18 protein-coding genes are annotated in these 23,632 nt (G+C 65.2%); 7 read left to right on the plus strand and 11 right to left on the minus strand.

The window, feature by feature from the left end; translation table 11 throughout:
• Nucleotides 1–25: 25 nt before the first annotated feature.
• From RAD15_RS20555 to hpaR, 6 genes are all read right to left on the minus strand, one after another.
• On the minus strand, nucleotides 26–3,295 hold the full coding sequence (locus tag RAD15_RS20555; protein WP_458179970.1) for a transglutaminase family protein: 3,270 nt from the start codon (nucleotides 3,293–3,295) through the stop codon (nucleotides 26–28).
• Nucleotides 3,296–3,606: 311 nt separating this feature from the next.
• Nucleotides 3,607–4,911 carry a methyl-accepting chemotaxis protein gene (locus RAD15_RS20560; protein WP_458179971.1) on the minus strand — a complete coding sequence of 435 codons (1,305 nt, stop codon included), beginning with the start codon at nucleotides 4,909–4,911 and terminating at the stop codon, nucleotides 3,607–3,609.
• Nucleotides 4,889–5,407, minus strand: a complete 519-nt coding sequence (locus tag RAD15_RS20565; RefSeq protein WP_458179972.1) for a PAS domain-containing protein — start codon at nucleotides 5,405–5,407, stop codon at nucleotides 4,889–4,891. The genes RAD15_RS20560 and RAD15_RS20565 overlap by 23 nt, the downstream gene beginning before the upstream one ends.
• Nucleotides 5,408–5,649: 242 nt before the next feature.
• Nucleotides 5,650–7,173, minus strand: a complete 1,524-nt coding sequence (locus RAD15_RS20570; RefSeq protein ID WP_458179973.1) for a UxaA family hydrolase — start codon at nucleotides 7,171–7,173, stop codon at nucleotides 5,650–5,652.
• A gap of 98 nt (nucleotides 7,174–7,271) precedes the next feature.
• Entirely contained in the window at nucleotides 7,272–8,048 is a 777-nt protein-coding gene (locus RAD15_RS20575) for an HpcH/HpaI aldolase family protein (RefSeq protein ID WP_008549964.1), read from the minus strand.
• A 311-nt stretch (nucleotides 8,049–8,359) separates the two neighbouring features.
• Nucleotides 8,360–8,878 carry a homoprotocatechuate degradation operon regulator HpaR gene (hpaR, locus tag RAD15_RS20580; RefSeq protein ID WP_458179974.1) on the minus strand — a complete coding sequence of 173 codons (519 nt, stop codon included), beginning with the start codon at nucleotides 8,876–8,878 and terminating at the stop codon, nucleotides 8,360–8,362.
• A gap of 112 nt (nucleotides 8,879–8,990) precedes the next feature.
• On the opposite strand from hpaR, the gene hpaH reads away from it, so the two are divergent.
• The 3 genes from hpaH to RAD15_RS20595 are packed head-to-tail and all read left to right on the plus strand — an operon-like array spanning nucleotide 8,991 to nucleotide 11,903.
• Nucleotides 8,991–9,797, plus strand: coding sequence for a 2-oxo-hept-4-ene-1,7-dioate hydratase (gene hpaH / locus RAD15_RS20585; protein WP_458179976.1), 807 nt, complete (start codon nucleotides 8,991–8,993; stop codon nucleotides 9,795–9,797).
• Nucleotides 9,798–9,828: 31 nt separating this feature from the next.
• Nucleotides 9,829–10,227, plus strand: a complete 399-nt coding sequence (locus tag RAD15_RS20590) for a 5-carboxymethyl-2-hydroxymuconate isomerase (protein ID WP_458179977.1) — start codon at nucleotides 9,829–9,831, stop codon at nucleotides 10,225–10,227.
• Between the two features lie 50 nt (nucleotides 10,228–10,277).
• Nucleotides 10,278–11,903, plus strand: coding sequence for a thiamine pyrophosphate-dependent enzyme (locus RAD15_RS20595; protein ID WP_458179978.1), 1,626 nt, complete (start codon nucleotides 10,278–10,280; stop codon nucleotides 11,901–11,903).
• Nucleotides 11,904–12,011: 108 nt separating this feature from the next.
• Here the strand turns inward: RAD15_RS20595 and alkB are convergent, their stop codons facing one another.
• The 4 genes from alkB to RAD15_RS20615 all read right to left on the minus strand — a co-directional run bounded on the left by alkB (nucleotide 12,012) and on the right by RAD15_RS20615 (nucleotide 15,636).
• Complete coding sequence (gene alkB, locus RAD15_RS20600) at nucleotides 12,012–12,665, minus strand: DNA oxidative demethylase AlkB (protein ID WP_458179979.1); 654 nt, start codon at nucleotides 12,663–12,665, stop codon at nucleotides 12,012–12,014.
• Nucleotides 12,666–12,674: 9 nt separating this feature from the next.
• A complete protein-coding gene (locus tag RAD15_RS20605) occupies nucleotides 12,675–13,421 on the minus strand; it encodes a 2OG-Fe(II) oxygenase (RefSeq protein WP_458179981.1) in 747 nt (248 codons plus the stop codon).
• Between the two features lie 186 nt (nucleotides 13,422–13,607).
• Nucleotides 13,608–14,294, minus strand: a complete 687-nt coding sequence (locus RAD15_RS20610; protein WP_458179983.1) for a DUF2848 domain-containing protein — start codon at nucleotides 14,292–14,294, stop codon at nucleotides 13,608–13,610.
• Nucleotides 14,287–15,636 carry an amidase gene (locus tag RAD15_RS20615; RefSeq protein WP_458179984.1) on the minus strand — a complete coding sequence of 450 codons (1,350 nt, stop codon included), beginning with the start codon at nucleotides 15,634–15,636 and terminating at the stop codon, nucleotides 14,287–14,289. Before RAD15_RS20615 ends, RAD15_RS20610 begins: the two co-directional genes overlap by 8 nt.
• Nucleotides 15,637–15,829: 193 nt before the next feature.
• Between RAD15_RS20615 and RAD15_RS20620 the strand changes: the two genes are divergently transcribed.
• The 4 genes from RAD15_RS20620 (at nucleotide 15,830) to RAD15_RS20635 (ending at nucleotide 19,549) form a co-directional block, all read left to right on the plus strand.
• Nucleotides 15,830–16,243: a Zn-ribbon domain-containing OB-fold protein gene (locus RAD15_RS20620; RefSeq protein WP_458179985.1), complete on the plus strand. Its 414-nt coding sequence runs from the start codon at nucleotides 15,830–15,832 to the stop codon at nucleotides 16,241–16,243.
• A gap of 3 nt (nucleotides 16,244–16,246) precedes the next feature.
• A complete protein-coding gene (locus tag RAD15_RS20625) occupies nucleotides 16,247–17,386 on the plus strand; it encodes a thiolase C-terminal domain-containing protein (protein ID WP_458179986.1) in 1,140 nt (379 codons plus the stop codon).
• A 5-nt stretch (nucleotides 17,387–17,391) separates the two neighbouring features.
• Nucleotides 17,392–18,306, plus strand: a complete 915-nt coding sequence (locus RAD15_RS20630) for an SDR family oxidoreductase (RefSeq protein ID WP_458179987.1) — start codon at nucleotides 17,392–17,394, stop codon at nucleotides 18,304–18,306.
• 130 nt (nucleotides 18,307–18,436) lie between these two features.
• Nucleotides 18,437–19,549 (plus strand): SMP-30/gluconolactonase/LRE family protein, encoded by a 1,113-nt coding sequence (locus tag RAD15_RS20635; RefSeq protein WP_458179988.1) that lies wholly within the window; start codon nucleotides 18,437–18,439, stop codon nucleotides 19,547–19,549.
• A gap of 129 nt (nucleotides 19,550–19,678) precedes the next feature.
• Here RAD15_RS20635 and ppc read toward each other — a convergent pair whose 3' ends face one another.
• Entirely contained in the window at nucleotides 19,679–22,468 is a 2,790-nt protein-coding gene (gene ppc, locus RAD15_RS20640; protein WP_458179989.1) for a phosphoenolpyruvate carboxylase, read from the minus strand.
• Nucleotides 22,469–23,632 lie beyond the last annotated feature (1,164 nt).

A 23,632-nucleotide genomic window follows, 5' to 3' on the forward strand; every position in this document is an offset into this window, starting at 1 on the left:
GCCTCTCCCTGCCCCACCCTCATACTCATTGCAGGAGCGGGGTCCGCAAGTCGAGGGTCAGCGGAAACTCATTTGTGCGTTCCTCGGGCGGCGGCTGCATCGGACCCGGCGTATGACCGTGGTCCTGGAAGCGCGCCAGCCGCCGGGCCTCGGCCTCATAGGTGTTGACCGGCTTGGTGTCGTAGCTGCGCCCGCCCGGGTGAGCGACATGGTAGACGCAGCCGCCGAGCGAGCGGCCGTTCCAGGTGTCGATCAGGTCGAAGGTCAACGGCGCGTGGACGGGGATGGTCGGGTGCAGGCCGGAGGCCGGCTGCCAGGCCTTGAAGCGGACGCCGGCCACGGCCTCCGCGGAGCGGCCGGTCGAGGTCATCGGCAGGCGGCGGCCGTTGCAGGTCACGATGTGGCGGCCCTCGACGAAGCCCTCGGCCTTGACCTGGAGCCGCTCGACCGACGAGTCGACGTAGCGCACGGTGCCGCCGGCCGAACCCTCCTCGCCCAGCACATGCCAGGGCTCCAGCGCCTGGCGCAGTTCCAGCGTCACGCCGCCATGATGGATGCGGCCGAAGGCGGGAAAGCGGAATTCGAGCTGGGCCAGATACCATTCCGGCTCGAACGGATAGCCGAACTGCTTGAGCTCGGAGAGCACGTCCAGAAAATCTTCCCAGATGAAATGCGGCAGCATGTAGCGGTCGTGCAACGCGGTGCCCCAGCGCACGAACTTGCCGGTTTGCGGCTCGCGCCAGAACTTTGCGATCAGCGCGCGGATCAACAGCTGCTGCGCCAGCGACATGCGCGGATCGGGCGGCATCTCGAGCGCGCGGAATTCGACGAGGCCGAGCCGGCCCGTCGGGCCCTCCGGCGAATAGAGCTTGTCGATGCAGATCTCGGCGCGATGGGTGTTGCCGGTGATGTCGACGAGCAGATGCCGGAACAGCCGGTCGACCAGCCACAGCGGCGTCTGGTAGCCCGGCGGCGGCACGTGCGAAAGCGCGATCTCGAGCTCGTAGATGCTGTCGTGCCGGGCTTCGTCGATGCGCGGCGCCTGGCTGGTCGGGCCGATGAACAGGCCGGAGAAGAAATAGGACAGCGACGGATGCCGCTGCCAGTACAGCACGAGGCTCTTGAGCAGGTCGGGCCGGCGCAGGAACGGCGAGTCCTGCGGGCTCGAGCCGCCGATCACGACGTGATTGCCGCCGCCGGTGCCGGTGTGGCGGCCGTCGACCAGGAAACGGTTGGCGCCGAGGCGTGTCTTGCCGGCATCCTCATAGAGCCCGACGGTGATGTCGACCGCCTCGCGCCAGCTCTTCGCCGGCTGGATGTTGACCTCGATGACACCAGGGTCTGGCGTCACCTTGATCGTCTCGATGCGCGGATCGAAGGGCGGTGGATAGCCTTCGATATGGACCTGAATCTGCATCTCCTCGGCCGTCGCTTCGAGGGCGGCGATCATTTCGAGATAATCCTCGATCCGCTCGACCGGCGGCATGAAGGCGCAGAGCACGCCGGCGCGAACTTCGACCGACATCGCGGTACGGACGGGGATGGACGTGTTGAGATGCTCGGGCTCGACCTGCGGCGGCGATTCCGGACGCGCCGGAAGGCTGAACACCGGCAGCTTGCCGCGAGCCTCCATCGGGTCCCGTTCGACGATATAGGGATATTGGTTGGGCGGGATATAGCCGAGCGAACCGATCGGCAAGCGCAAGCCCAGCGGTGAATCGCCCGGCATCAGGAACAGATGATTGCGCCGGAGTTGCCAGCGCTCACTGCGCCAGCGCGGCGGCGCGTTCCAGCGTTGCACCGGCAGCACGAAACCACGCGGCGTGTTGAGGCCCTCGTCAAACACGCGCGCCATGCGCGCGCGGGCTTCCGGATCGGATAGTTTGGAGTCGGCCGGATCGACGTTGACGGGAAGCTCGGCTTCCTTCTGGAGCCAATATGCGGTGTCCTCATAGGCCGGGATGATGTAGCCGGGATCAAGTCCGAGCCGCGCCGCCGCGCCTTCCACGAAGGTCTGGGCGTCCTTGACTTCGGCGCGCCTCGGATTCTCGATCTTGGCGATCAGATCTGCATTCTTCCAGATCGGCACGCCGTCCTTGCGCCAGTACAGGCCAAAGGCCCAGCGCGGCAGGCTTTCACCGGGATACCATTTGCCCTCGCCGAAATGCAGCAGGCCACCCGGCCCGAAGCGCGTGTGCAGGCGGCGGATCAGATCGTCAGCGAGCGCGCGCTTGGTCGGACCGACCGCCTCGGTGTTCCATTCCGCCGCCTCCAGATCGTCGACGGAGACGAAGGTCGGCTCGCCGCCCATGGTGAGCCGGACATCCTGTGCGGCGAGATCGCCGTCGACCTGCTCGCCGAGATCGTCGAGCCGCGCCCAGGATTCGTCGGAGAACGGCTTTGTGATGCGCGGCGCCTCGCGGATGCGCTTCACGCTCATGTCGAAGGCAAATTCGACCTCGGCAAAACCGGCGCCGCCGGAGATCGGCGCAGCCGAGCGATAATGCGGCGTGGCGGCAACCGGGATATGCCCCTCGCCCGCGAGCATGCCGGAGGTCGCGTCGAAACCGATCCAGCCCGCGCCCGGAAGGTAGACCTCGGCCCAGGCGTGCAGATCGGTGAAGTCGTTCTCGACCTCGGGCGGCCCTTCGATCGGATCGATATCGGGACGAACCTGGATCAGATAGCCGGAGACGAAACGCGCCGCGAGGCCGAGATGCCGGAGCGTCTGGATGAGCAGCCACGCGGAATCCCGGCACGAGCCGGCGCCAGAGGAGAGCGTCTCCTCCGGCGTCTGCACGCCGGGCTCCATGCGGATGATGTAACGGACGTGCTTCTGGAGCTCGCGATTGAGGTCGACCAGGAAGTTGACGGTGTTCGGAGCTTCGTGCGGGATCGTGTCGAGAAATTTTGCGAACAGGCGATCGGGCTTGACGGTCTCGAGATAAGGCGCAAGCTCCGTCTTCAGATCCTTGGGATATTCGAACGGAAAACTGTCGGCATAGGGCTCGACGAAGAAATCGAACGGATTGACCACGGTCATCTGCGCCGTGAAATCGACCTCGAATTTCAGCTCGGTCGTCTTCTCCGGGAAGACGTAGCGGGCGAGCCAGTTGCCTTGCGGATCCTGCTGCCAGTTCACGAAATGGTTGGCCGGGGTGACCTTGAGCGAATAGCTCAGGATCGGCGTGCGCGTGTGCGGCGCCGGGCGCAGACGGATGGTCTGCGGGCCGAGGTCGATCGGGCGGTCGTATTTGTAGTGTGTGACGTGGTGTAATGCGACGTAGATCGACACGGGGTACGGTGCTCCAGCAGCTTTTTTGAGCAGAACACCTGATGTCTGCGCGATCAAGCACTAACAACGGGCAGAGGGTGCCTACGCAAAGTGCGGGCCGAGCGTTTCCTTGCGAAAGGAACGCGCTTCTCACCCTCTCCCCCTGTGGGAGAGGGTGGCTCGCCGCAAAGCGGCGAGACGGGTGAGGGGTTGTCTCCGCGAATGCGTCTCTCTGTGGTGCGCACGGAGAGAGACCCCTCATCCGGCGCTTCGCGCCACCTTCTCCCACAAGGGGAGAAGGAAAGATAGCGTGCGACTTCTCGGAGACAGCCTCACGCCGCCGACGTCAGCCGCTGCAAAAACTGCGTCACCTCGCGCCTGAGCGTCTCGACTTCGCCGTGGACGCGCTCGGAGGCGCTGTTGACGCGGCTTGCCACACGCCCCGTATCGGCCGCGGCATCGCTGATGCCTGTCACGTTGGAGGAGACCTGCGAGGTGCCGGCCGAGGCTTCCTGGACGTTGCGGGCGATCTCGCGTGTCGCGGACCCCTGCTGCTCGATCGAGGCTGCGATCGAGGCGGTGATGCCGTCGATCTCGGCGATGGTCTGCGCGATCGCCTCGACGGCCGCAACCGAGTTGGTGGTCGATTGCTGCATCTCGCCGACCTTGGCGCTGATCTCCTCGGTCGCCTTCGCGGTCTGATTGGCGAGGCTCTTGACCTCGGAGGCCACCACCGCGAAGCCGCGACCGGCTTCGCCCGCCCGCGCCGCCTCGATGGTGGCGTTGAGCGCGAGCAAATTGGTCTGCTCGGCGATCTCGCTGATCAGCTTGACGACGTCGCCGATCCGCATCGCCGCGTCCGCCAGCGTGCGGATCTCACTGCCGGCACGATTGGCTTCGTTCACCGCCCGCCCCGTGCTCGTGGTCGAGCCGGCCACCTGGCGGCTGATCTCGGCGATCGATGATGCAAGCTGCTCGGCCGCGCTGGCAACGGTGGCGACGTTGCGCGAAGCCCGGTCGGAGGCGCTGAGCACGCCGGAAGTCTGCCGGCTGGTCTTCTCGGCCGCCGCCGCCATCTGGCCGGCGTCGGATTCGAGATCGGTCGCGGCACCCATGAGGGTGCCTGCAACTTCGTCGAGATGCGTGCCGAACTGCTTTGCGAGGTCCGCGATCTCGACGACGCGGCGACCGAGACTGTCGGTGCCGGAATTGATGACGGCGGCCGAACGGCGGAACGAGCCGGGCAGACCGCGCGCGAGGATCTTGCGGAAATACTTGCCGCGGCTGGCATAGTCCATCGACGCCGAGGCTTCACGCTGGAAGGCATCGGTGATGTCGAGCATGTCGTTGACCGATTTCTGGATCGACCCGATCCGCCCGGCCTGACGATCGCTCAGGATGCGGGCTTCGAGATCGCCGCGTGCGGCCTTGCGGCACACATCCGCGACCTCATCGACGGCTGTGGCCGTGCGATGCTGGCACCAGACGGCATAGCCGAGCAGAACGACCGTCATACCGAGCAACGCCGCGCAGGAGAGCCCGGTCACGCCGAGGAGCGAGAGCACGAACGCAACAGTGGCAAGAACACACGCGAGCGCGGTCGCTCCCTGCGCCTTAGAGAGAGAGCACAAATTCATCGTAACCGACACCCTGTTGCTTGAGCAGCCCGACCATCGCCTCGAAGCTCGCATGCATGCCGTCCTTGGCATTGGCATGCCGCGCCTCTTCGGCGCACAGCGTCCTGTAGATCGGCTTGATGCGCTCGATCTGCGCGGGATCGGGCTTGCGACGATTGGAGTGATAGCCGACGATATTGCCGCGCTCGTCGAAGGTCGGCGTGACGTGGGCGAACACCCAGTAATGGCTGCCGTCCTTCGCCAGATTGACGACGTAGGCGAAGATCTCCTGCCTGGCCTGAAGCGTATCCCACAGCAGCTTGAACACTGCGCGCGGCATGTCGGGATGGCGGATCAGGCTGTGGGGCGCGCCCATCAGCTCCTTCCAGGAGTATTTCGCCATGCGGAGAAAGACGTCATTGGCGTAGGTGATGCGGCCCTTGAGATCGGTCTTCGATACGATCAGCTCCTCCTCACTGAGGAGATTTTCCACCCCCGTGGGACGTATCGCTTGCATCGGCTCGATCCTCGAATATAGGCCGGTCCGCCACGTTGCGGAGCCGCATCACCCCCTGTCTACGGCAACAGTGTTAACCAGGTGTAATCCGGGGAACGGTTGCAGGAGGCGACCACCTACGTATCATTACGTAAGGAACGGTCGTTGTATTTCGGACGGCCACACGCGCTGCCGACATGCTCGCGAGATCAGCTTCCGACGGCCTTTGATTGCGTTTGCGCTGCGTCGCGCGCAGGGCGCGACTACATCGTCGCGCCAAGCACCCAGGGCGCGAACTCGGCGCCGCCGAAATCGAAGCTCTCGCTCTTGGTCGGCTGTCCGGAGGCCGTCTTGAGGATGAGCTCGAAGATGCGCTGGCCGCATTGCTCCACGCTCTCCTCGCCTTCGAGGATGGTGCCGCAATTGACGTCCATGTCCTCTTCCATGCGCTTGTACATGGGGGTGTTGGTGGCGAGCTTGATCGACGGCGCCGGCTTGCAGCCGAACACGCTGCCGCGGCCCGTGGTGAAGCAGACCAGATTGGCGCCGCCCGCGACCTGCCCGGTCGCCGCGACCGGATCGTAGCCGGGCGTGTCCATGAACACGAAACCCTTCTTGGTGATGGGCTCGGCGTAGCGCAGCACCTCGACGAGGTTGGTGGTGCCGGCCTTCGCCATCGCGCCGAGCGACTTTTCCAGAATGGTGGTGAGGCCGCCGGCCTTGTTGCCGGGGCTCGGATTGGCGTTCATCTCGGCGCCCTCGCGCTCGGTGTATTCGTCCCACCAGCGCATGAGATCGACCAGCTTCTCGCCGACCTCGCGACTGACGGCGCGGCGCGTCAGAAGATGCTCGGCGCCGTAGGTCTCCGGCGTCTCCGACAAAATCACGGTGCCGCCGTGGCGCACGATGAGATCGCTGGCAGCCCCGAGCGCGGGATTGGCCGACACGCCGGAATAACCGTCGGAGCCACCGCATTGCAGGGCGACGGTCAGCTCGCTTGCCGGCACCGTCTCGCGCTTGACCTTGTTGGCGTCGGCCAGCGCCTCGCGCACGAAGGCGATGCCCGCCTCCACCGTCTTGCGGGTGCCGCCGACCTCCTGGATGTCCATCGCGCGCAGGCGGCCGGCGAGCTTCTGCTCTTCCATCAGGCCGCCGATCTGGTTCACCTCGCAGCCGAGGCCGAGCACGATCACATGAGAGAAGTTCACGTGCCGCGCATAACCGCCGAGCGTGCGGCGGAGCAGCGCCAATGGCTCGTTCTGCGTCATGCCGCAGCCGGTCTTGTGGGTCAGCGCGACCACGCCGTCGACATTGGGGAAGTCGGCAAGCGGATTGTCGCCGGTGAACGGATTCTTCTTGAAGACGTCGGCGACGAGGCTTGCGACATGCGCGCTGCAATTCACCGAGGTGAGGATGCCGATATAGTTGCGCGTGGCGACGCGGCCGTCCGGCCGCCGGATGCCTTCGAAGGTCGCCGGCAGGTCGAAATTCGGCGTCGGCTTGACGTCGGCGCAATAGGCATAGTCCTTGGAGAAATCGCCCATGCCGATGTTCTGCACGTGCACGTGCTGGCCCGGCGCAATCGGAATGGTCGCGAAGCCGATGATCTGGCCGTAGCGGATGACAGGCTCGCCCACAGCGATCGGCTTGATCGCGACCTTGTGGCCGGAGGGGATGCGATCGACCGTGGTCACGCCGTCAGCCACCACCGTGCCGGGCGGCAGGCTGGCACGCGCGATCACCACGCCATCATCGGGATGCAGGCGGATGACGGGGCTGATGGTCATGACGAATCTCCTTCGAAGGCGAATAGCGAGTAGTGAGTAGCGAATGGAAAAAGGGGAGCAGCACTATTCGCCACTCCCCATTCGCCATTCGCGAGGTCTTAGGCCTTGCCGCCCGAATCCTTGCGGGTGGCATTGACCTGCATCTTGGCATAGGTGGTCATCAGGCCGACTTCGTTCGAGAGCGTCACCAGCTTGAAGCCCATGTTGATGGCGCGCGCAGCACCTTCGGCGCCGCTGCAATGGATGCCCGGGTTGAGGCCGCGCTTGCCGCATTCCTTGATGATCTTCTCGTAGATCGCGAGGATCTCGGGCTCGCTGCGGTCGAGCTTGGGCTCGAGGCCGTAGGAGAAGCCGAGATCGGACGGTCCGATATAGACGCCGTCGATGCCCTCGACGTCGAGGATCGCTTCCATGTTCTCGACCGCGGTCTTGGTCTCCATCATCGGCAGCAGGATGGTGTCGGCATTCGCGGTCTTCTGATAGGAGCCGGCGGTGCCGTACATGCCGGCGCGGATCGGGCCGTTGGAGCGGACGCCCTGCGGCGGATATTTGGAATAGGAAACGAGGTTCCTGGCTTCCTGCGGCGTATTGACCATCGGACAGATCACGCCATAGGCGCCGCCGTCGAGCACCTTGCCGATGATGCCGGGCTCGTTCCAGGGCACGCGGACCATCGGGGTGACCGGGTGCTTGTCCATCGCCTGGAAGCACTGCACCATCGACAGATAGTCCTGCACGCCATGCTGCATGTCGACGGTGACGCTGTCGAAGCCGCATTGCGCGATCATCTCGGCCGAGAAGCCGGAGGGAATTGCGAGCCACGCGTTGACCACGGCCTTGCCCGACTTCCAGATTTCCTTGACCTTGTTCGCCACGTTGCCTTCCTTCTTTGTTGTTGGACCCTTCGTCACCATGACGAGCGCCGCGACGGCACGCCCCCGCTGTTACCGCGAACCGGCTCGCCGCGCTACGCTCGCAATGACGCAAGACCTATGCGATCGCCTTCTGGATGCTGATTTCCGCTCGGGATCGCCGGGAATCAGCACCTCCCGATCCCCCACCATCGTTTTGGTGGCGCGCATGGGGTCAGTATAGCCTTTCTTGCATCGAGATGGCAGGCATCGACCACCTTCGAATCGACGTCAAAGCGCCGCCCGACGTCCCCAGGTTCCGGTCCTCGTGCCGTTCACTCCTCGGCACTTGCCTCCTCGCCCGCGCCAAGCCCTGCGAGACTCTGTTCGAGCTCGCCGAGCATCTCCTGCAATTCGGCGAGCTTGCGCGCGCCGAAGCGCCGCGTGATCTCCGCATAGATCGCTTCCGAGGACGGTGCGACGGAGGCCATCAGCTTCACGCCCTCCTTCGAGATCGAGACCATGCTGCGGCGCTGGTCCGTCTTCGCGGTCTTGCGCTCGATCAGGTTGCGCGCCTCCAGATCGCGCAGGATACGCGACAGGCTCGGTCCGAGCAGAAATGCGGTGCGCGCCAGTTCCGTGACCTCGACCGCTTCAATCGCCGCCAGGGCACGCAGGATGCGCCATTGCTGCTCGGTCAAGCCATGCCCGCGCAGCGAGGGACGGAACTGCCGCATCACGGCCTCGCGAGCCCGCAGCAGCGACATCGGCAGCGAGCGCGAGAAGTCGCGCATTGGTACCTGCCGCGCGCCGGCCCCGCTTCCGTTCGCTGGATCAGCCGATCTTTTCACCATGATGCCCCCTTCAAACCCCAAAATGTTTGCAGTGCAGCAAACCCAAATTGTGTTTGACGCATACACTTAACATGTTAAGTATCTCCGGGCATCCCAATTTGTAAGATCACAAATGGCGCTTTCCAACGACGATATCCAAGCTTGCGCGAAGCGTCTGCACCAGGCGGAGCAGACCCGCACGCAGATCCGGCAGCTCTCGCAGGATTTCCCTGATATCACCATCGCCGATGCCTACGCGATTCAGAAGGCATGGGTCGACGTCAAGATCGCCGAGGGGCGCATCGTCAAGGGCCACAAGATCGGCCTGACCTCGAAGGCGATGCAGAGCGCGCTCAATATCGACGAGCCCGATTCCGGCGTGCTGCTCGACGACATGTTCTTCGCCGATGGCGGGATCATTCCGACCGAGCGCTTCATCGCCACGCGCGTCGAGGCCGAGCTCGCCTTCGTCATGAGCAAGCGGCTCTCGGGGCCCGACTGCACGATGTTCGACGTGCTCAACGCCACCGACTTCGTCGTGCCGGCGCTGGAGATCCTGGACACGCGGATCGAGCGTGTCGATCCCGCGACCAAGGCGACCCGAAAGATCTTCGACACCATCGCCGACAATGCGGCGAATGCCGGCATCGTGCTCGGCGGACGGCCGATCCGCCCGCTGGACGCAGATCTGCGCTGGATCGGCGCGCTCTGCTTCAAGAACGGCCAGCTCGAGGAAACCGGCCTTGCCGCCGGTGTGCTCAATCACCCTGCGACAGGGATCGCCTGGCTTGCCAACAAGATCGCGCCGCTCGGACTTGCGCTGGAGCCCGGTCAGGTCGTGCTCGCCGGCTCCTTCATCCGTCCGATCGAGACCCGCAAGGGCGACACAATTCAGGCCGATTATGGCGCCTACGGCTCTGTGAGCTGCTACTTCGCTTAGGCCAATTAAGAAGACAGGGAGTGAAACCGCGATGCCGCATTTCACGATCGAATATTCGGCCAACCTCGATGGCCGCCTCGACATCGCGGCCGTCTGCGAAGTGGTGCGCAAGGCCGCGGTCGAGACCGGCATCTTCCCGCTCGGCGGCATCCGCGTCCGCGCCGTCAGGTGCGAGCATTATGCGATTGCGGATGCGCGGCAGGACTACGGCTTTCTCGACATGGTGCTGCGCATCGGCGAGGGCCGCGATCTTCCGACGCGCCAGAAGGCCGGCGAGCATGTCTTCCAGGCGCTATCAAAGCATCTCGATCCCGTCTTCGCCGCCAGCAAGTTCGCTCTGTCGTTCGACATGCAGATCAACGACAAGGACACCAGCTGGAAGCGCAACAACATCCACGACGCCCTGAAAGTCGAGGCCGTTCATGGATAAGCGCGCGACCGCGACGCGCCGCTGAACAACAACCGAAGTGGAATGATGCAATGACCACCCTCACCGGCGGCGAAGCGATCGTAAGCGGGCTCGTTGCTCACGGGGTCGACACCGTGTTCGGCCTGCCCGGCGCGCAAGTGTACGGCCTGTTCGACGCCTTCCACCAGGCCCAGCTCAAGGTGATCGGCGCGCGGCACGAGCAGGCCTGCGGCTACATGGCGTTCGGCTATGCGCGCGCCAGCGGCAGGCCCGGCGTGTTCAGCGTGGTGCCCGGCCCCGGCGTGCTCAATGCCAGCGCCGCGCTGCTCACCGCCTTCGGCTGCAACGAGCCGGTGCTGTGCGTGACCGGCCAGGTGCCGACGCAGTTTCTGGGCAAGGGCCGCGGCCATCTGCACGAGATGCCGGATCAGCTCGCCACCCTGCGCAGCTATGTGAAATGGGCGGACCGGATCGAATATCCCGGCAACGCGCCGACGGTGGTGGCGCGTGCCTTCCAGGAGATGACGTCCGGACGTCGCGGTCCTGCCTCGGTCGAGATGCCCTGGGATGTCTTCACCCAGCGCGCCGACACCGCCGCCGCGCAGGTGCTGGAGCCGCTGCCCGCGCCGCGGCCCGATCCTGACATGATCAAGCAGGCGGCCGCGCTGATCAAGAGCAGCAGGGCGCCGATGATCTTCGTCGGCAGCGGCGCGATCGAGGCGCGCGAGGAGATCCTCGAGCTCGCCGAGATGATCGACGCGCCCGTCGTCGCCTTCCGCAGCGGCCGCGGTATCGTCTCCAATGCGCATGAGCTCGGGCTCACCATGGCCGCCGCCTACAAGCTATGGCCGAATACCGACCTGATGATCGGCATCGGCACCCGGCTCGAATTGCCCACCATGTCGCGCTGGCCGTATTGTCCCGATGGCTTGAAGAGCATCCGCATCGACATCGATCCGGTCGAGATGCGGCGCTTCATCTCCGACACGGCCATCATGGCAGACGCCAAGACCGCGACGGCCGATCTCGCGGCTGCCGTCAGCAAGGCGGGCTACAGCAAGACCGCCGGCCGCCGCGGCGCGATCCGCGAAGCGACCGCCACGGCGCAAGCCGAGGTCCAGCGCGTCCAGCCGCAGATGGCGTACCTCAACATCCTGCGCGAGGTGCTGCCGGCGAATGCGATCGTGACCGATGAATTGTCGCAATTCGGCTTCGCCTCCTGGTACGGCTTCCCGATCTACCAGCCGCGGACCTTCATTACCTCAGGCTATCAGGGCACGCTCGGTTCGGGCTTCCCGACCGCGCTCGGGGCCAAGGTCGCCAATCCCGACAAGCCGGTGGTGGCGATCACCGGCGATGGCGGCTTCATGTTCGGCGTGCAGGAGCTCGCCACCGCCGTGCAGTTCAACATCGGCGTGGTGACGCTGGTGTTCAACAACAACGCCTATGGCAATGTCCGCCGCGACCAGCGCGAACGCTTCGACGGCCGCGTGGTGGCGTCCGACCTCGTCAATCCCGACTTCGTCAAGCTCGCGGAGTCCTTTGGCGTCGCGGCCGCGCGCGTCACCGCGCCGGATCAGTTCAAGGCGGCGATGGAGAAGGCGCTCGCCCATGGCGGGCCGTATCTGATTTCAGTCGAGGTAATGCGCGACTCTGAAGTCAGCCCCTGGGCATTCATCCACCCGCCGAAGCCTTGATGTCGTTCCGGGGCGATGCGGAAGCATCGAACCCGGAACCTCGAGATTCTCAGGTGCGCAATTGCGCACCATAGTTCGCGCTAGCGCGCGCCCCGGAATGACAGGTCCTTACCGCGTTCTGCGGAACGTCAGATTGATGCGCTTGCGCCCGAGCAGCGCGTGCTCGCCATCGGCGAGCGGCGCCACGCCGTGATAGGCGAGCCGCGACGGTCCGCCCCAGACCACGACGTCGCCATGGACGAGCCGGAAGCGGCGCGGCTTGTCGCCGCGCGCCAGACCGCCGAACAGGAAGGTCGCGGGCAGTCCGAGCGAGACCGAGACGATCGGCGCCGAATAGTCCAGCTCGTCCTTGTCCTGATGCAGGGACAGCCGCGTGCCGGGCTCGTAACGGTTGACGAGGCAGGCGTCGGGCGCAAAGTTTTGAAAGCCGCCCTGCTCCGCCGCGCGGCGGGCGAGATCGCGAAGCACCGGCGGCATTACGGGCCACGGCGCGCCGGTTCGCGGATCGACCGGATCGTAGCGATAACCGGTGTGATCGGTGATCCAGCCGCGCTCGCCGCAATTGGTCATCGCCACCGACATCTGATAGCCGCCGGGCGTGGTCATGCGGCGGAACGGCGACTGCGCCACGATGGCGCGCACGGCTTCGATCAGCTCACTCTCGATCGGCTTGACGAAGCCGCGCAGCAGCACCGCGCCGTCGGCGATCTCCTCGCGCGACGGCTGCGCCTCGGCGGCCGTGTCAAACAAATCACCCGTCAATCGCAGCGCTCATTTGGCATCATGAAAGATCACACCCAGCGTATGGCGCTGGCCGGACCTGATACGGCTGACACCGTGGCGCAGATTAACGCGATAGGTGCCGCGTGTCCCCTGCACCGGGCGGTGATGCACAGCGAAGGCGACGGCGTCACCCTGCGCCAGCGGCACGACCTCGGCGCGGGACTGCATGCGCGGGCGCTGCTCGGTCAGCACGAACTCACCGCCGGTGAAATCGCGCCCGGGCTCCGACAGGAGGATTGCGACCTGGAGCGGGAACACGTGCTCGCCATAGAGGTCCTGATGCAGGCAATTGTAGTCGCCCGCCTCGTACTGTAGCAGCAGCGGCGTCGGCCGCGCCTGCCCCGCCTCGTGGCAGCGCTTGAGGAACGCGGCATGTGCTGTGGGATAGCGGATGTCGATCCCCATCGCCTCGTTCCAGCGATTGGCGACGGTCTGGAGATGCGCATATATCGCCGGGCGCAATTGGGCGATCAGATCGGGCAGCGGGTAGGAAAAATATTTGTACTCGCCGCGGCCAAAGCCATGGCGGCCCATGACGATGCGGCTGCGGAAGTGCGTGTCGTCGGGATAGAACGCGGCAACGGCGCCGCACTGGTCCGGCGTGAGCAGGCCCTTGAGGACGGCGCAGCCCTGGGTGTCGAGCTCGCTGGTGATTTGGGACCAGTCTAGGGCGTCGACGTGGGCGGCGAGGTCGGGTCCAGAGGGGTGGGCTGATTTTCGTGCGGTCATTGTCATAACAATCACCTATGCAGGCCGACCTTCACCCCGCCACCCGATTTCCGATGAATTTCTCCTCGTCATTGCGAGCGTAGCGAAGCAATCCAGAGTCTTTCCGAGGAACCGGTCTGGATTGCTTCGTCGCAAGGGCTCCTCGCAATGACGGCAGAGAGAGCTGCGCTCACAATAACGGTGGGGAGCCCGCTAGCCCCGCACCGGCAGCGTCGTCACATCATACCCATGCTTGATCGTCCGCTTCAGCACGGGGTCTTCCAGCTCGAACTCGAAGCGGTCGGCGGGACGGATGCCGCCCTTGGCTGCAAACGTGCCGCCGAACATGGCGCAGCCGTCGGGGAACTTCTTGCCATCGAAACCGCGCGCGATGAGATCTTTAACCGGCAGCATCGCGTCGAGCGTGCCCTCCTGGTAGAGCACGCGCTCGCCCTTGATGGTGGCGTAGGAGCGCAGGATCATCTTGTCCCAATGGCCGATGACATCCTCAAGCTCCCACAGCGTGGATGCGATCGGCTTGTCGCACATCTGCTTGGACACCGTGACGTTGTAGGCCTCGACCTTGCGGTCGGTATGGTCGGAGCCGCAGCCGACGAAGATACGGCCCTGCCAGCCGATCAGCACGAACTCGACCTCGCCGGAGGAATCGCCGCCGGTGCATTCGATGCGGTCTTCCTGTGTCAACCGTCGCGCCGCGCCGCGGTAGTAGATCGGCGTCGAGGCCGGCGGGGCGATGCCCATCTCTTGCAGCTCGGCGATGTGCTTGTCGCGCGCGACGGGATCACGGCCGGTCCAGCCGGCGATGACCATCTGGTCGATCGCCAGCGTCAGCGGCGTTGTGGTGTCCTGGGCGTCGACGGTGAAAGTCAGGTCAAACACGAATTACAGCCTCCATGCCGGCAGCAAGTTCAAAAATGCGGCGGTCGGACCCGCCCGCACCCGCCAGCATCAGGCCGACGGGAACGTCGCCCTCGCGATGCGCAGGGATCGAAAGGGCGCAGCCGTCGATCATGTTGATCAGCGTGCAATTGCGCAGCGCGCGCAGGTTCTGGGTGGTGAAAGCCTTGTCGTCGGCGAGATCGGCGATCTTCGGCGGCGTGTTGGCGGTGGTCGGCAGCACCAGGGCGTCATAGGGCGCAATGCGCGCATTGACGCGGGCGATCAGCGAGCGGCGCTCGTTGAGAAGGTCGATGTAGTCGGCCGCGCTCTGCGCCTCGCCGCGCATGATGCGCACGGAGACCCGGGGATCATAGACGTCGCCCTTGGCGGTGATGAGATAGCGATGCCAGGCATAGCTTTCGGATGCGGCAAAGCCGCCCTTGGCGTTCATCGGGCCGATGTCGTGGAACTCCGCCATCTCGATGCGTTCGATGATGGCGCCATGATCGGAAAGCCGCTTCAGCGCGCGCTCGAAGGTCTCGGCCACTGCTGCATCGAGATCGTCGAGCGCGATCGTGGTCGGCACCGCGAGCCGCATGCCCTGGATCGGCCGCGGCCTCAGCGGGACGATGGGCTCGTTCGCGAGCACCGCATCCATTATGGCACAACAGCTGACCGACCGCGCCAGCGGCCCGATGCTGTCGAGCGAGAACGACAGCGGCACGGAGCCGTCGAGCGGCACGCGACGCTGCGTCGGCTTGTAGCCGACGATGCCGTTGAAGGCCGCCGGAATCCGGCAGGAACCACCGGTATCGGTGCCAAGCGCGCCATGCGCCATGCCGTCGAGCACGGACACCGCGGCGCCCGAGGACGACCCGCCGGGCACATGGCCCACGGCTCGGTTCCAGGCGCCCTTCGGCGTGCCATAGTGCGGATTGATGCCGATGCCGGAATAGGCGAACTCGGTCATGTTGGTCCGCCCGATCACGACGAAGCCAGCCCCGCGCAGCCGCGCCACCGCCGCCGCATCGTGCTCCGCCGGATCGGAATCATCGAGCGCGCGGGAGCCGGCGCGCGTCGTCTGCCCCTTGATATCGAAGAGGTCCTTGATCGAAATCGGAATGCCGGCATAGCGCGAGGGCGCGGCCTTCGCCTTGCGCAGGCCGTCCATCGCATCCGCGGCCGCGAGTGCGGCGTCCTTGTCGACATGGATGAAGGCGCGCTGGCCCTCGCCGGCCGGGTCGGCGATCCTGGCGATGCAGGCCTCGACCAGCTTGCGGGAGGTCGTGCGGCCGCTTTCGAGGTCTTCGGCGAGTTTTGCCAGTGTCGGAAAATCGGGCATGTCTGTCTCACGGAATATTGGTGCGCGCAATCTATAGCGCTGCCTCTGTTCGACACAAGCATTGTGCGCATGATGGCATGCATGCGCGTTGCTGGACCGTTGACGCACTATAGTCGATTGTCGCATCAAGATCGAAACAGGCGGGCGTGAAGCCCATGCCTGATTGAGGTTGCCTTTGGGAGGGCGTTCCGACATGGCCGAACCGCAGCGTGCGCGACCGAAACCGACGCCGGAGACCCAGCATTTCTGGGACGGCACGAGAGCGGGCGAATTGCGCCTGCAGCGCTGCGACGCCTGCGCGCATGTCTATTTCCCGCCGCGTCCGTTCTGCCCGTCCTGCGCCTCGCGCAAGGTCAGCATCTTCAAGGCGAGCGGCAAGGGTTTCCTCTACAGCTACGTGATCAACCACCGGCCCGCCGCCCCCGGCTTCACGCCGCCATACGCGATCGCGGTGGTCGAGCTCGAAGAGGGGCCGCGGATGATGAGCAACATCATCGACTGCCCGCAGACGCCGGAGGCGCTCGAGCTCGACATGAAGCTCGAGGTCGCCTTCGAGGCGCTCGACGACAAGATCACCCTTCCCGTGTTTCGTCCGGCGAAGGGGTAAGCCATGCGCAGAAACCAGGTTGCCGTCGTCGGCGCGGCCGAGACCACCGAGCTCGGCGTCGTCCCCACCATGTCGCAGCTCCAGCTTCACGCGGATGCGGCGCTCAATGCCATCGCCGATGCCGGGCTGAAGCTGTCCGACATCGACGGTTTCGCCACCGCGGTCGAAACGCCGCAGCAGGTCTGCCACTATCTCGGCATCAAGCCGACCTGGGTGGACGGCACCTCCGTCGGCGGCTGCTCCTTCATGCTGCACGTCCGCCATGCCGCTGCGGCGATCGAGGCCGGCCTGTGCAAGACCGTGCTGATCACGCATGCCGAGAGCGGCAAGTCGATGATCGGCAAGCTGCCGCGCGCGACACCGCCGGACAGCCTCAACGGCCAGTTCGAGGCACCCTATGGCGTCTACGGCCCGCCCAGCATGTTCCCGATCCCCGTGCTGCGCTTCATGAAGACCTACGGCATCACGCATGAGCAACTCGCCTCGGTGGCAGTCGTTCAGCGCGAATGGGCGGCGAAGAATCCGCGCGCGATGATGAAGGACCCGATCACGGTCGCCGACGTCCTCAACTCACGCATGATCGCCTATCCGTTCCGGCTTCTCCAGTGCTGTCTCGTCACCGACGGCGGCGGCGCGCTGATCCTGACCTCGGCCGACCGTGCCAAGGACTTTCCGCGCAAGCCCGTCTACATCATGGGCACCGGCGAGAGCGTGGAGACGCCGATGGTCAGCCAGATGGAGACGTTCAACTCCTCACGCGCGTTCAAGACGGCAGGCCCCCTCGCCTTCAGGGAAGCCGGCATCGCGCACGGGGACGTCGATCATCTCATGATCTACGATGCGTTTGCGCATCTGCCGCTGTTCGGCCTCGGCGATCTCGGCTTCATGCCGCATGAGGAGACGGGCAAGTTCATCGCGGACGGCAACACGCGCCCCGGGGGCAAGCTGCCGCTCAACACCAATGGCGGCGGACTATCCTACATGCACTCCGGCATGTACGGCATGTACGCGCTGCAGGAGAGCGTGCGCCAGATGCGCGGCATCGCGCCGGCGCAGGTCGCTGGCGCGAAGATTTCCGTGTGCCATGGCGTCGGCGGCATGTTCGCCGCGTCAGGCACGATCGTGTTTACGAACGAGAGGTAACCCACATGAGCAAATCACTGCAAGACAAGGTCATCATCGTCACCGGCGCAGGCCGCGGCATCGGGCGCGAGATCGCGCTGCTCTGTGCGGCGGAAGGCGCCAAGGTCGTCGTCAACGATCCCGGCGGGGCCTCGGACGGCGCCGGCTCGAATGCGGCACCCGCCGAAGAGGTGGTCGAGGAGATCAGGAAGCGCGGCGGCACCGCCGTCGCCAATTTCGAGTCGGTGGCGGAAGCGATCCCCGCCAGCAAGATCGTGAAGACCGCGACCGATCATTTCGGCCGGCTCGACGGCGTCGTCAACAATGCCGGCATCTTGCGCGACATGATCTTCCACAAGATGAGCGTGGAAGCCTTCGAGGCCGTCATCAAGGTGCATCTGATGGGCTCGTTCTACGTCAGCCACGCCGCGGCGCGCATCTTCCGCGAGCAGGAGTCCGGCTCCTTCGTGCACTTCACCTCGACATCAGGCCTGATCGGCAATTTTGGCCAGGCCAACTACGCCGCTGCCAAGCTCGGCATCGTCGGCCTGTCGAAATCGATCGCGCTCGACATGGGCCGCTTCAACGTCCGCTCCAACTGCGTGTCGCCGTTTGCCTGGACCCGCATGATCGGCACCATCCCGACCGAGACCGAAGCCGAGAAGGCGCGCGTCGAGAAGATCAAGCAGATGGGACCGGAGAAGATCGCCCCGCTCTGCGGCTATCTGATTTCCGACTCAGCCAAGGACGTCACCGGCCAGATCTTTGGCGTGCGCATGAACGAGATCTTCCTGTTCAGCCAGAACCGTCCGATCCGCTCGGTGCAGCGGAGCGAAGGCTGGACGCCGCAATCGATCGCGGAACACGGCATGCCGGCGCTGAAGGGCTCGTTCTACAAGCTCGACCGTTCCGCCGATATCTTCACCTGGGATCCCGTGTAAGCAGCCCGTCTAGCGGCAATTCCGGCATCCCTGCCCTGCGATCTCCGGTTGTCTTGTCCGGAGATCCGCCCCGGTTTACGCCTGAATGCAGGCGAATGGTGTCCTCCCAACACAACTTTGGGAGGAAACCATGACAAGAATACTGACCAACTCCGACGACACGACTGCAGGCGGCGGTCTCGGCCGCCGCTCTCTCCTCAAGGGCGCGGCGGCCGTGGCCGCATCGACCCTGCTCGCCTCCAATGCCGATGCCCGCGACTTCGGCGCCAATGCCGAGCCGCAGCGCTATCCCGACCCCGATATCATCGCCATCGATCCCAAGCGCTTCAAGGCCAAGGTCGGCAACACCGCGATCAAGCGGCTCTACACCGGCTGCCTGTGGGCGGAAGGGCCAGCGTGGAATGCGCAGGGACAATATCTCGTCTGGAGCGACATCCCGGCCAACCGGCAGCTGCGCTATCTCGACGACGATGGCCATATCTCCGAGCAATTTCACAAGCCGTCGAACGAGGCCAACGGCAATTCGTTCGACACCGAGGGACGCCAGATCAGCGCCGAGCGCACCCGCCTCGTCCGCTACGAGCATGACGGCTCAGTCACCACGCTGGCCGAGCAGGCCGGCGGAAAGCCGCTCAACGGCCCGAACGACATGGTCGTGCATCCCAACGACAAGGCCATCTGGTTCACCGATCCCGGCTACGGCGCGATCAGCATCTATGAGGGCAAGCTCGCCAATACCGGCTCGCTGCAGCCGCACCAGAAGGAAGCCGTCTATCGCCTGGACACCCAGACTGGACAGGTCGCGAAGGTCGCAGACGAGCCGTTCAAGCCGAACGGCATCGCCTTCAGCCACGACTACAAGAAGCTCTATGTCTGCGACACCGGCATCACGCATTACCCGCAGGCCGAGAACGTGGTGTGGTCCTACGATATCGACGGGGCGAAACTATCGAACCCGAAGCGGCTGATCGACATGAAGCTCGACGGCAAGTCAGGCTTCCCCGACGGACTGCGGGTCGACACCGAGGGCAATATCTGGGTCGGCGCCGGCTGGGTCGGCCCCGGCTATGACGGCGTGCAGGTGTTCGCGCCGAACGACGGTGCGCGCATCGGGCAGATCCTGCTGCCGGAGACCTGCGCCAATGTCTGCTTCGGCGGCAGGAAGCGCAATCGCCTGTTCATGACCGCGAGCCAGTCGCTGTATGCGGTCTATGTGGAGACGCAGGGCGCGCATTTCTGCTGAGGCTGCGCTCTTACCACGCGTCATGGCCGGGCTTGTCCCGGCCATCCACGAGTTGCCGCGCGCACGAGGAACGTGGATGCCCGGGACAAGCCCGGGCATGACGGCTGAGTGTGTGGTGGCGGCGCCGCCTTACCCCGTATTCCTCAACCCCGCCGAGATCCCGTTGATCGTCAGCTGAATCCCGCGCAGCACCTGCTCATCCGGATTCTGCGCGCGGTGCTCTTTCAGCAGTTCGACCTGCACGTGGTTGAGCGGATCGAGATAGGGGAAGCGGTGGCGCACGGAACGTTCGAGCAGCGGGTTGCCCTGCAGCAGCCGGTCCTGGCCCATGATGTCGAGCAGCGTCTCGATGCAGGAATGCCATTCGCGGCGGATGCGGCCGAAGATTTTTTCGCGCAAGGACTCATCCGGCACCAGCTCGGCATAGCGCGAGGCGATCGCGATCGAGCTTTTCGCCAGCACCATGTCCATGTTCGACAGCAGCATGCGGAAGAACGGCCATTCCTTGTAGAGTTCCTTCAGGAACGGCATGCCCTTGTCGGGATGCTCCGCGATCCACTGCTCGACCGCGCTGCCAAAACCGTACCAGCCGGGCAGCATCAGGCGGCATTGCGCCCAGGAGAACACCCAGGGAATCGCGCGCAGGTCTTCGATCGCGCGCGTCTTTTTGCGCGAGGCCGGACGGCTGCCGATGTTCAGCGTCGCGATCTCGTTGATGACGGTGGAGGCCCAGAAATAGTCGACGAAACCGTCGGTCTCGTAGACGAGGCCGCGATAGGCCTTGAAAGCGAGGTTCGACAGCTCGTCCATCGCGGTCAGGTATTCGCGGCGCGGCGCGCTCTGGCGCGGATGCAGCAGGCTTGCTTCCAGCGTCGCGGCGGCAAGGATCTCCAGGTTGTTGCGGCCGACCTCGGCGTTGGAATATTTCGACGAGATGATCTCGCCCTGCTCGGTGATGCGGATCTGGCCGTTCACCGCGCCGCCGGGCTGCGCGATGATGGCGTCATAGCTCGGACCGCCGCCGCGGCCGACGGAACCGCCGCGGCCGTGGAACAGGCGCAGGCGCACGCCGTGGCGCTCGAACACGTCGACGAGGCCGATCTCGGCCTTGTAGAGTTCCCAGCCCGAGGTGACGAAGCCGCCATCCTTGTTCGAGTCGGAATAGCCGAGCATGACCTCCTGCACGCTGCCGCGGCTGTCGACGAGGCGGCGGTAGTCGTGCAGCGAGAGCATGCGGTCCATGATGCCAGAGGAGGCCTGCAAGTCCTCGATGGTCTCGAACAGCGGCACGACGTTGATGGCGCTGCGGCCGGAGGGATGGACGAGGCCGACCTCCTTCAGCAGCACCGCGACCTCGAGCATGTCGGACATGCCCTTGCACATCGAGATGATGCATTGGGGGATGGCGTCCGAGCCGAACATCGCATGCGCTTCCGCAGCGGCATGGAAGACGTTGAGCTCGCCCATCGTCTCGTCGCTGTACTTGACGAAGGGCGAGACCAGCGCGCGCGTCGAGCGCAGCTCATTGGTCAGCAGCGAGATGCGCGCCTCCTCGCCGAGCGCGAGATAGGACATGCCGGGGTTGGCGGCGTCCATCAGCTCGGCGATCGTGCGTTCGTGCACCGCCGAGTTCTGGCGAATGTCGAGCCGGGCCAGATGGAAGCCGAAGCAATCCACCGCGCGCCTGAGCAGCCGCAGCCGGCCGCGCGCGATGACGCGGGCGTTGTTGGAGATCAGCGAGCGGTGCAGCACGTCGAGATCGGCCTGTAGCTCCCTCACGCTCTCATACGGCGCGCCCTTGCCGACCGGCCGGCGGGTGATCTCGACCGCGAGCTTTTCCGCGGTCGCGGTCAGGCGCGCATAGATGCCGGAGACCGCCAGGCGATAAGGCTCGCCGCTCCGGTGCGGCGAGGTGTCCGGCGAGCGTTCGGCCAGGTTACGCAGCTCCTCGGAGACGTCGGCGAGATGCGCCGCGATCGACAATTCCGAGCCCAGCACGTGCAGCTCGTTGAGATAGAACTGCATCACCCGGCTCGACTGCAGCCGCAGCGTGCCACGCATCACGTCGGCGGTGACGAAGGGATTGCCGTCGCGGTCGCCGCCGATCCAGCTGCCCATGCGCAGGAACGAGGCGAGCTCGCCGGCGGCCTGCTCGCCGCCCTCCTCCAGCCGGTCCTCCAGCACGTTGACCAGCCGCGGCACCTCGCGGAGAAAGGTGTAGTCGTAGAACGACAGGCCGTTGGCGACCTCGTCGAGCACGGTGAGCTTGGTCCGGCGCAAGAGGTTGGTCTGCCACAGCGTCAGCACCTCGCGGCGAAGCTGCTCGTCGCTGGCGGCGGCCTCATCCGCGGTCAGCGCGACCCGCTCGCGGCGGTCGAGCAGGCCTGCGACCTCCATCTCGCGGTCCATCGTGCTCTTGCGGCGGACCTCGGTCGGGTGCGCGGTGAGGACCGGGCTGACGAGCGCGCTCTTGAAAAAATTGCGCAGTGCATCGGCGCCGATGCCCGCCGCCTTGGCATGGGCCAGCGTCTCCGCCAGCACGCCGGAGCCGCCACCCTTGCCGGCCCGCATCTGGCGGATGTTGTTCTGGTCCTCGGCAATGTTGGCGAGGTGGGAGAAATAGCTGAAGGCGCGGACGATCCGCACCGTCTCCGAGGTCGACATGCTGTCGAGGATCTGTTCGAGCTCGCGGCGGGCGAGCCGATCCTCGTCGCGGTGGAACCGGATTGAGGTCTGGCGGATACTCTCGACCAGGTCGAACACATCGGCACCTTCCTGGTCGCGCACCGTGTCGCCCAGGATGCGCCCGAGCAGGCGGATGTCGTCGCGCAGCCGCGCATCCGCCTCCAGCGCCTGGACATCCTCAGGGCGATTGGCGCGATTCTCGGTGGCGTCGGATGTAACGGTCTGGAGGGACATGGTTCGCTCCCCTTGTAGAGCTCCCAACGGCGCCCCGGCGCGGCGATTGTGCGATATTTTTCTACCGCAGTGCAAGATGAACTTGGTGGCGGCGCACAGTGCCGTCAGCAATCGTGTCCCGGACGCGCTGCAACGCCCTTAAGCGTTGCTGCGCAGAGCCGGGACCCAGAAAGCCGCACCGCCCCTGCCGCGTTCTGGGCCCCGGCTCTGCAGCGCATCGCTAAAGAAGCGCTGCGCTGCGTCCGGGGCACGAGAGCTTTCTCTTCAATCTGTATAGGCATGCCTTCGCCTTCTCGCGGCGCAGGCGCCCGAGCTTTGCTGTCCGTTTCGCCCTCATCGAGAACAGAGGGCGCAGGGAAGACCGGGCGCCAGCTGGCACCCAAGGCCCGCACACGAGAGAACGCACGCGGGGTGACCACAGGTGACGCCGGGCATCCCGGCCTTCCCTGCGCGAATGGTTTTACGGCTTATGGCGCGCTCTCCCCGGGGAGCGATGCACTATTGCCCCCGTCGCCTTGCAGATCACTGATGCGCGCGCGCCCGGTCGGGCAGCTCACACCACCGCAAGCCTTGACGCACAGACCCCGGGCGTCAGGACCACACGCTTTTGCCGTCCGCGGACGTCCCTCCCCGAACAGTCAGAGGCTCGCGCGTGCTCACCCCCAACGCCGAAAAGAAACGCTGAGACCGCGCCGTGTCGTTCCGCGGATCGCGATGGCTCACAGGCGTAGCCCGCCCTGCCATCCCGTCACGCGCCGGCGCTGCCGCGTCCATCGCATCCCGGCCTACGTATCGTGACGATCGCGAAACGTCCCTTTGACGGGCCAGGATGGAATGCGGTTTAGCCGAAGTCGCGATTTCGGTCAATCAGAATATTCTCACCGCGCCTCTTGACCCGCATTTGGCGTGTTTTGCCTGACGGCAACGCGAGGATTGGTGTGCCCAGCACCGCCCGGCCCTTCAGGCACAGAGGTGGAGCCCCTCTCCTGCAACGCGTTTCAACGACAAGCCACTAGAAATTGCACATGAGTGTTGCCCACACGTCACAGCGTGACAGGCCACCGAAGGATATCGTCGAGCGATTTTAGAGTTTTGTTTTTTTGACGGTTCGGGCATGAAAAGACTGTTTCTGGCAACCTCAGCATTGGCGGGTTGCCTCTGCTC

Source organism: Bradyrhizobium sp. 14AA (assembly GCF_054185205.1).

Bases quoted from the DNA above. Each gene is read 5' to 3' on its own strand.
- RAD15_RS20560 (WP_458179971.1), bottom strand. From the start codon at position 4,911: ATGAATTTGTGCTCTCTCTCTAAGGCGCAGGGAGCGACCGCGCTCGCG.
- RAD15_RS20565 (WP_458179972.1), bottom strand. From the start codon at position 5,407: ATGCAAGCGATACGTCCCACGGGGGTGGAAAATCTCCTCAGTGAGGAG.
- RAD15_RS20570 (WP_458179973.1), bottom strand. From the start codon at position 7,173: ATGACCATCAGCCCCGTCATCCGCCTGCATCCCGATGATGGCGTGGTG.
- hpaR (WP_458179974.1), bottom strand. From the start codon at position 8,878: ATGGTGAAAAGATCGGCTGATCCAGCGAACGGAAGCGGGGCCGGCGCG.
- hpaH (WP_458179976.1), top strand. From the start codon at position 8,991: ATGGCGCTTTCCAACGACGATATCCAAGCTTGCGCGAAGCGTCTGCAC.
- RAD15_RS20590 (WP_458179977.1), top strand. From the start codon at position 9,829: ATGCCGCATTTCACGATCGAATATTCGGCCAACCTCGATGGCCGCCTC.
- RAD15_RS20595 (WP_458179978.1), top strand. From the start codon at position 10,278: ATGACCACCCTCACCGGCGGCGAAGCGATCGTAAGCGGGCTCGTTGCT.
- RAD15_RS20605 (WP_458179981.1), bottom strand. From the start codon at position 13,421: ATGACAATGACCGCACGAAAATCAGCCCACCCCTCTGGACCCGACCTC.
- RAD15_RS20615 (WP_458179984.1), bottom strand. From the start codon at position 15,636: ATGCCCGATTTTCCGACACTGGCAAAACTCGCCGAAGACCTCGAAAGC.
- RAD15_RS20620 (WP_458179985.1), top strand. From the start codon at position 15,830: ATGGCCGAACCGCAGCGTGCGCGACCGAAACCGACGCCGGAGACCCAG.
- RAD15_RS20625 (WP_458179986.1), top strand. From the start codon at position 16,247: ATGCGCAGAAACCAGGTTGCCGTCGTCGGCGCGGCCGAGACCACCGAG.
- RAD15_RS20630 (WP_458179987.1), top strand. From the start codon at position 17,392: ATGAGCAAATCACTGCAAGACAAGGTCATCATCGTCACCGGCGCAGGC.
- RAD15_RS20635 (WP_458179988.1), top strand. From the start codon at position 18,437: ATGACAAGAATACTGACCAACTCCGACGACACGACTGCAGGCGGCGGT.
- ppc (WP_458179989.1), bottom strand. From the start codon at position 22,468: ATGTCCCTCCAGACCGTTACATCCGACGCCACCGAGAATCGCGCCAAT.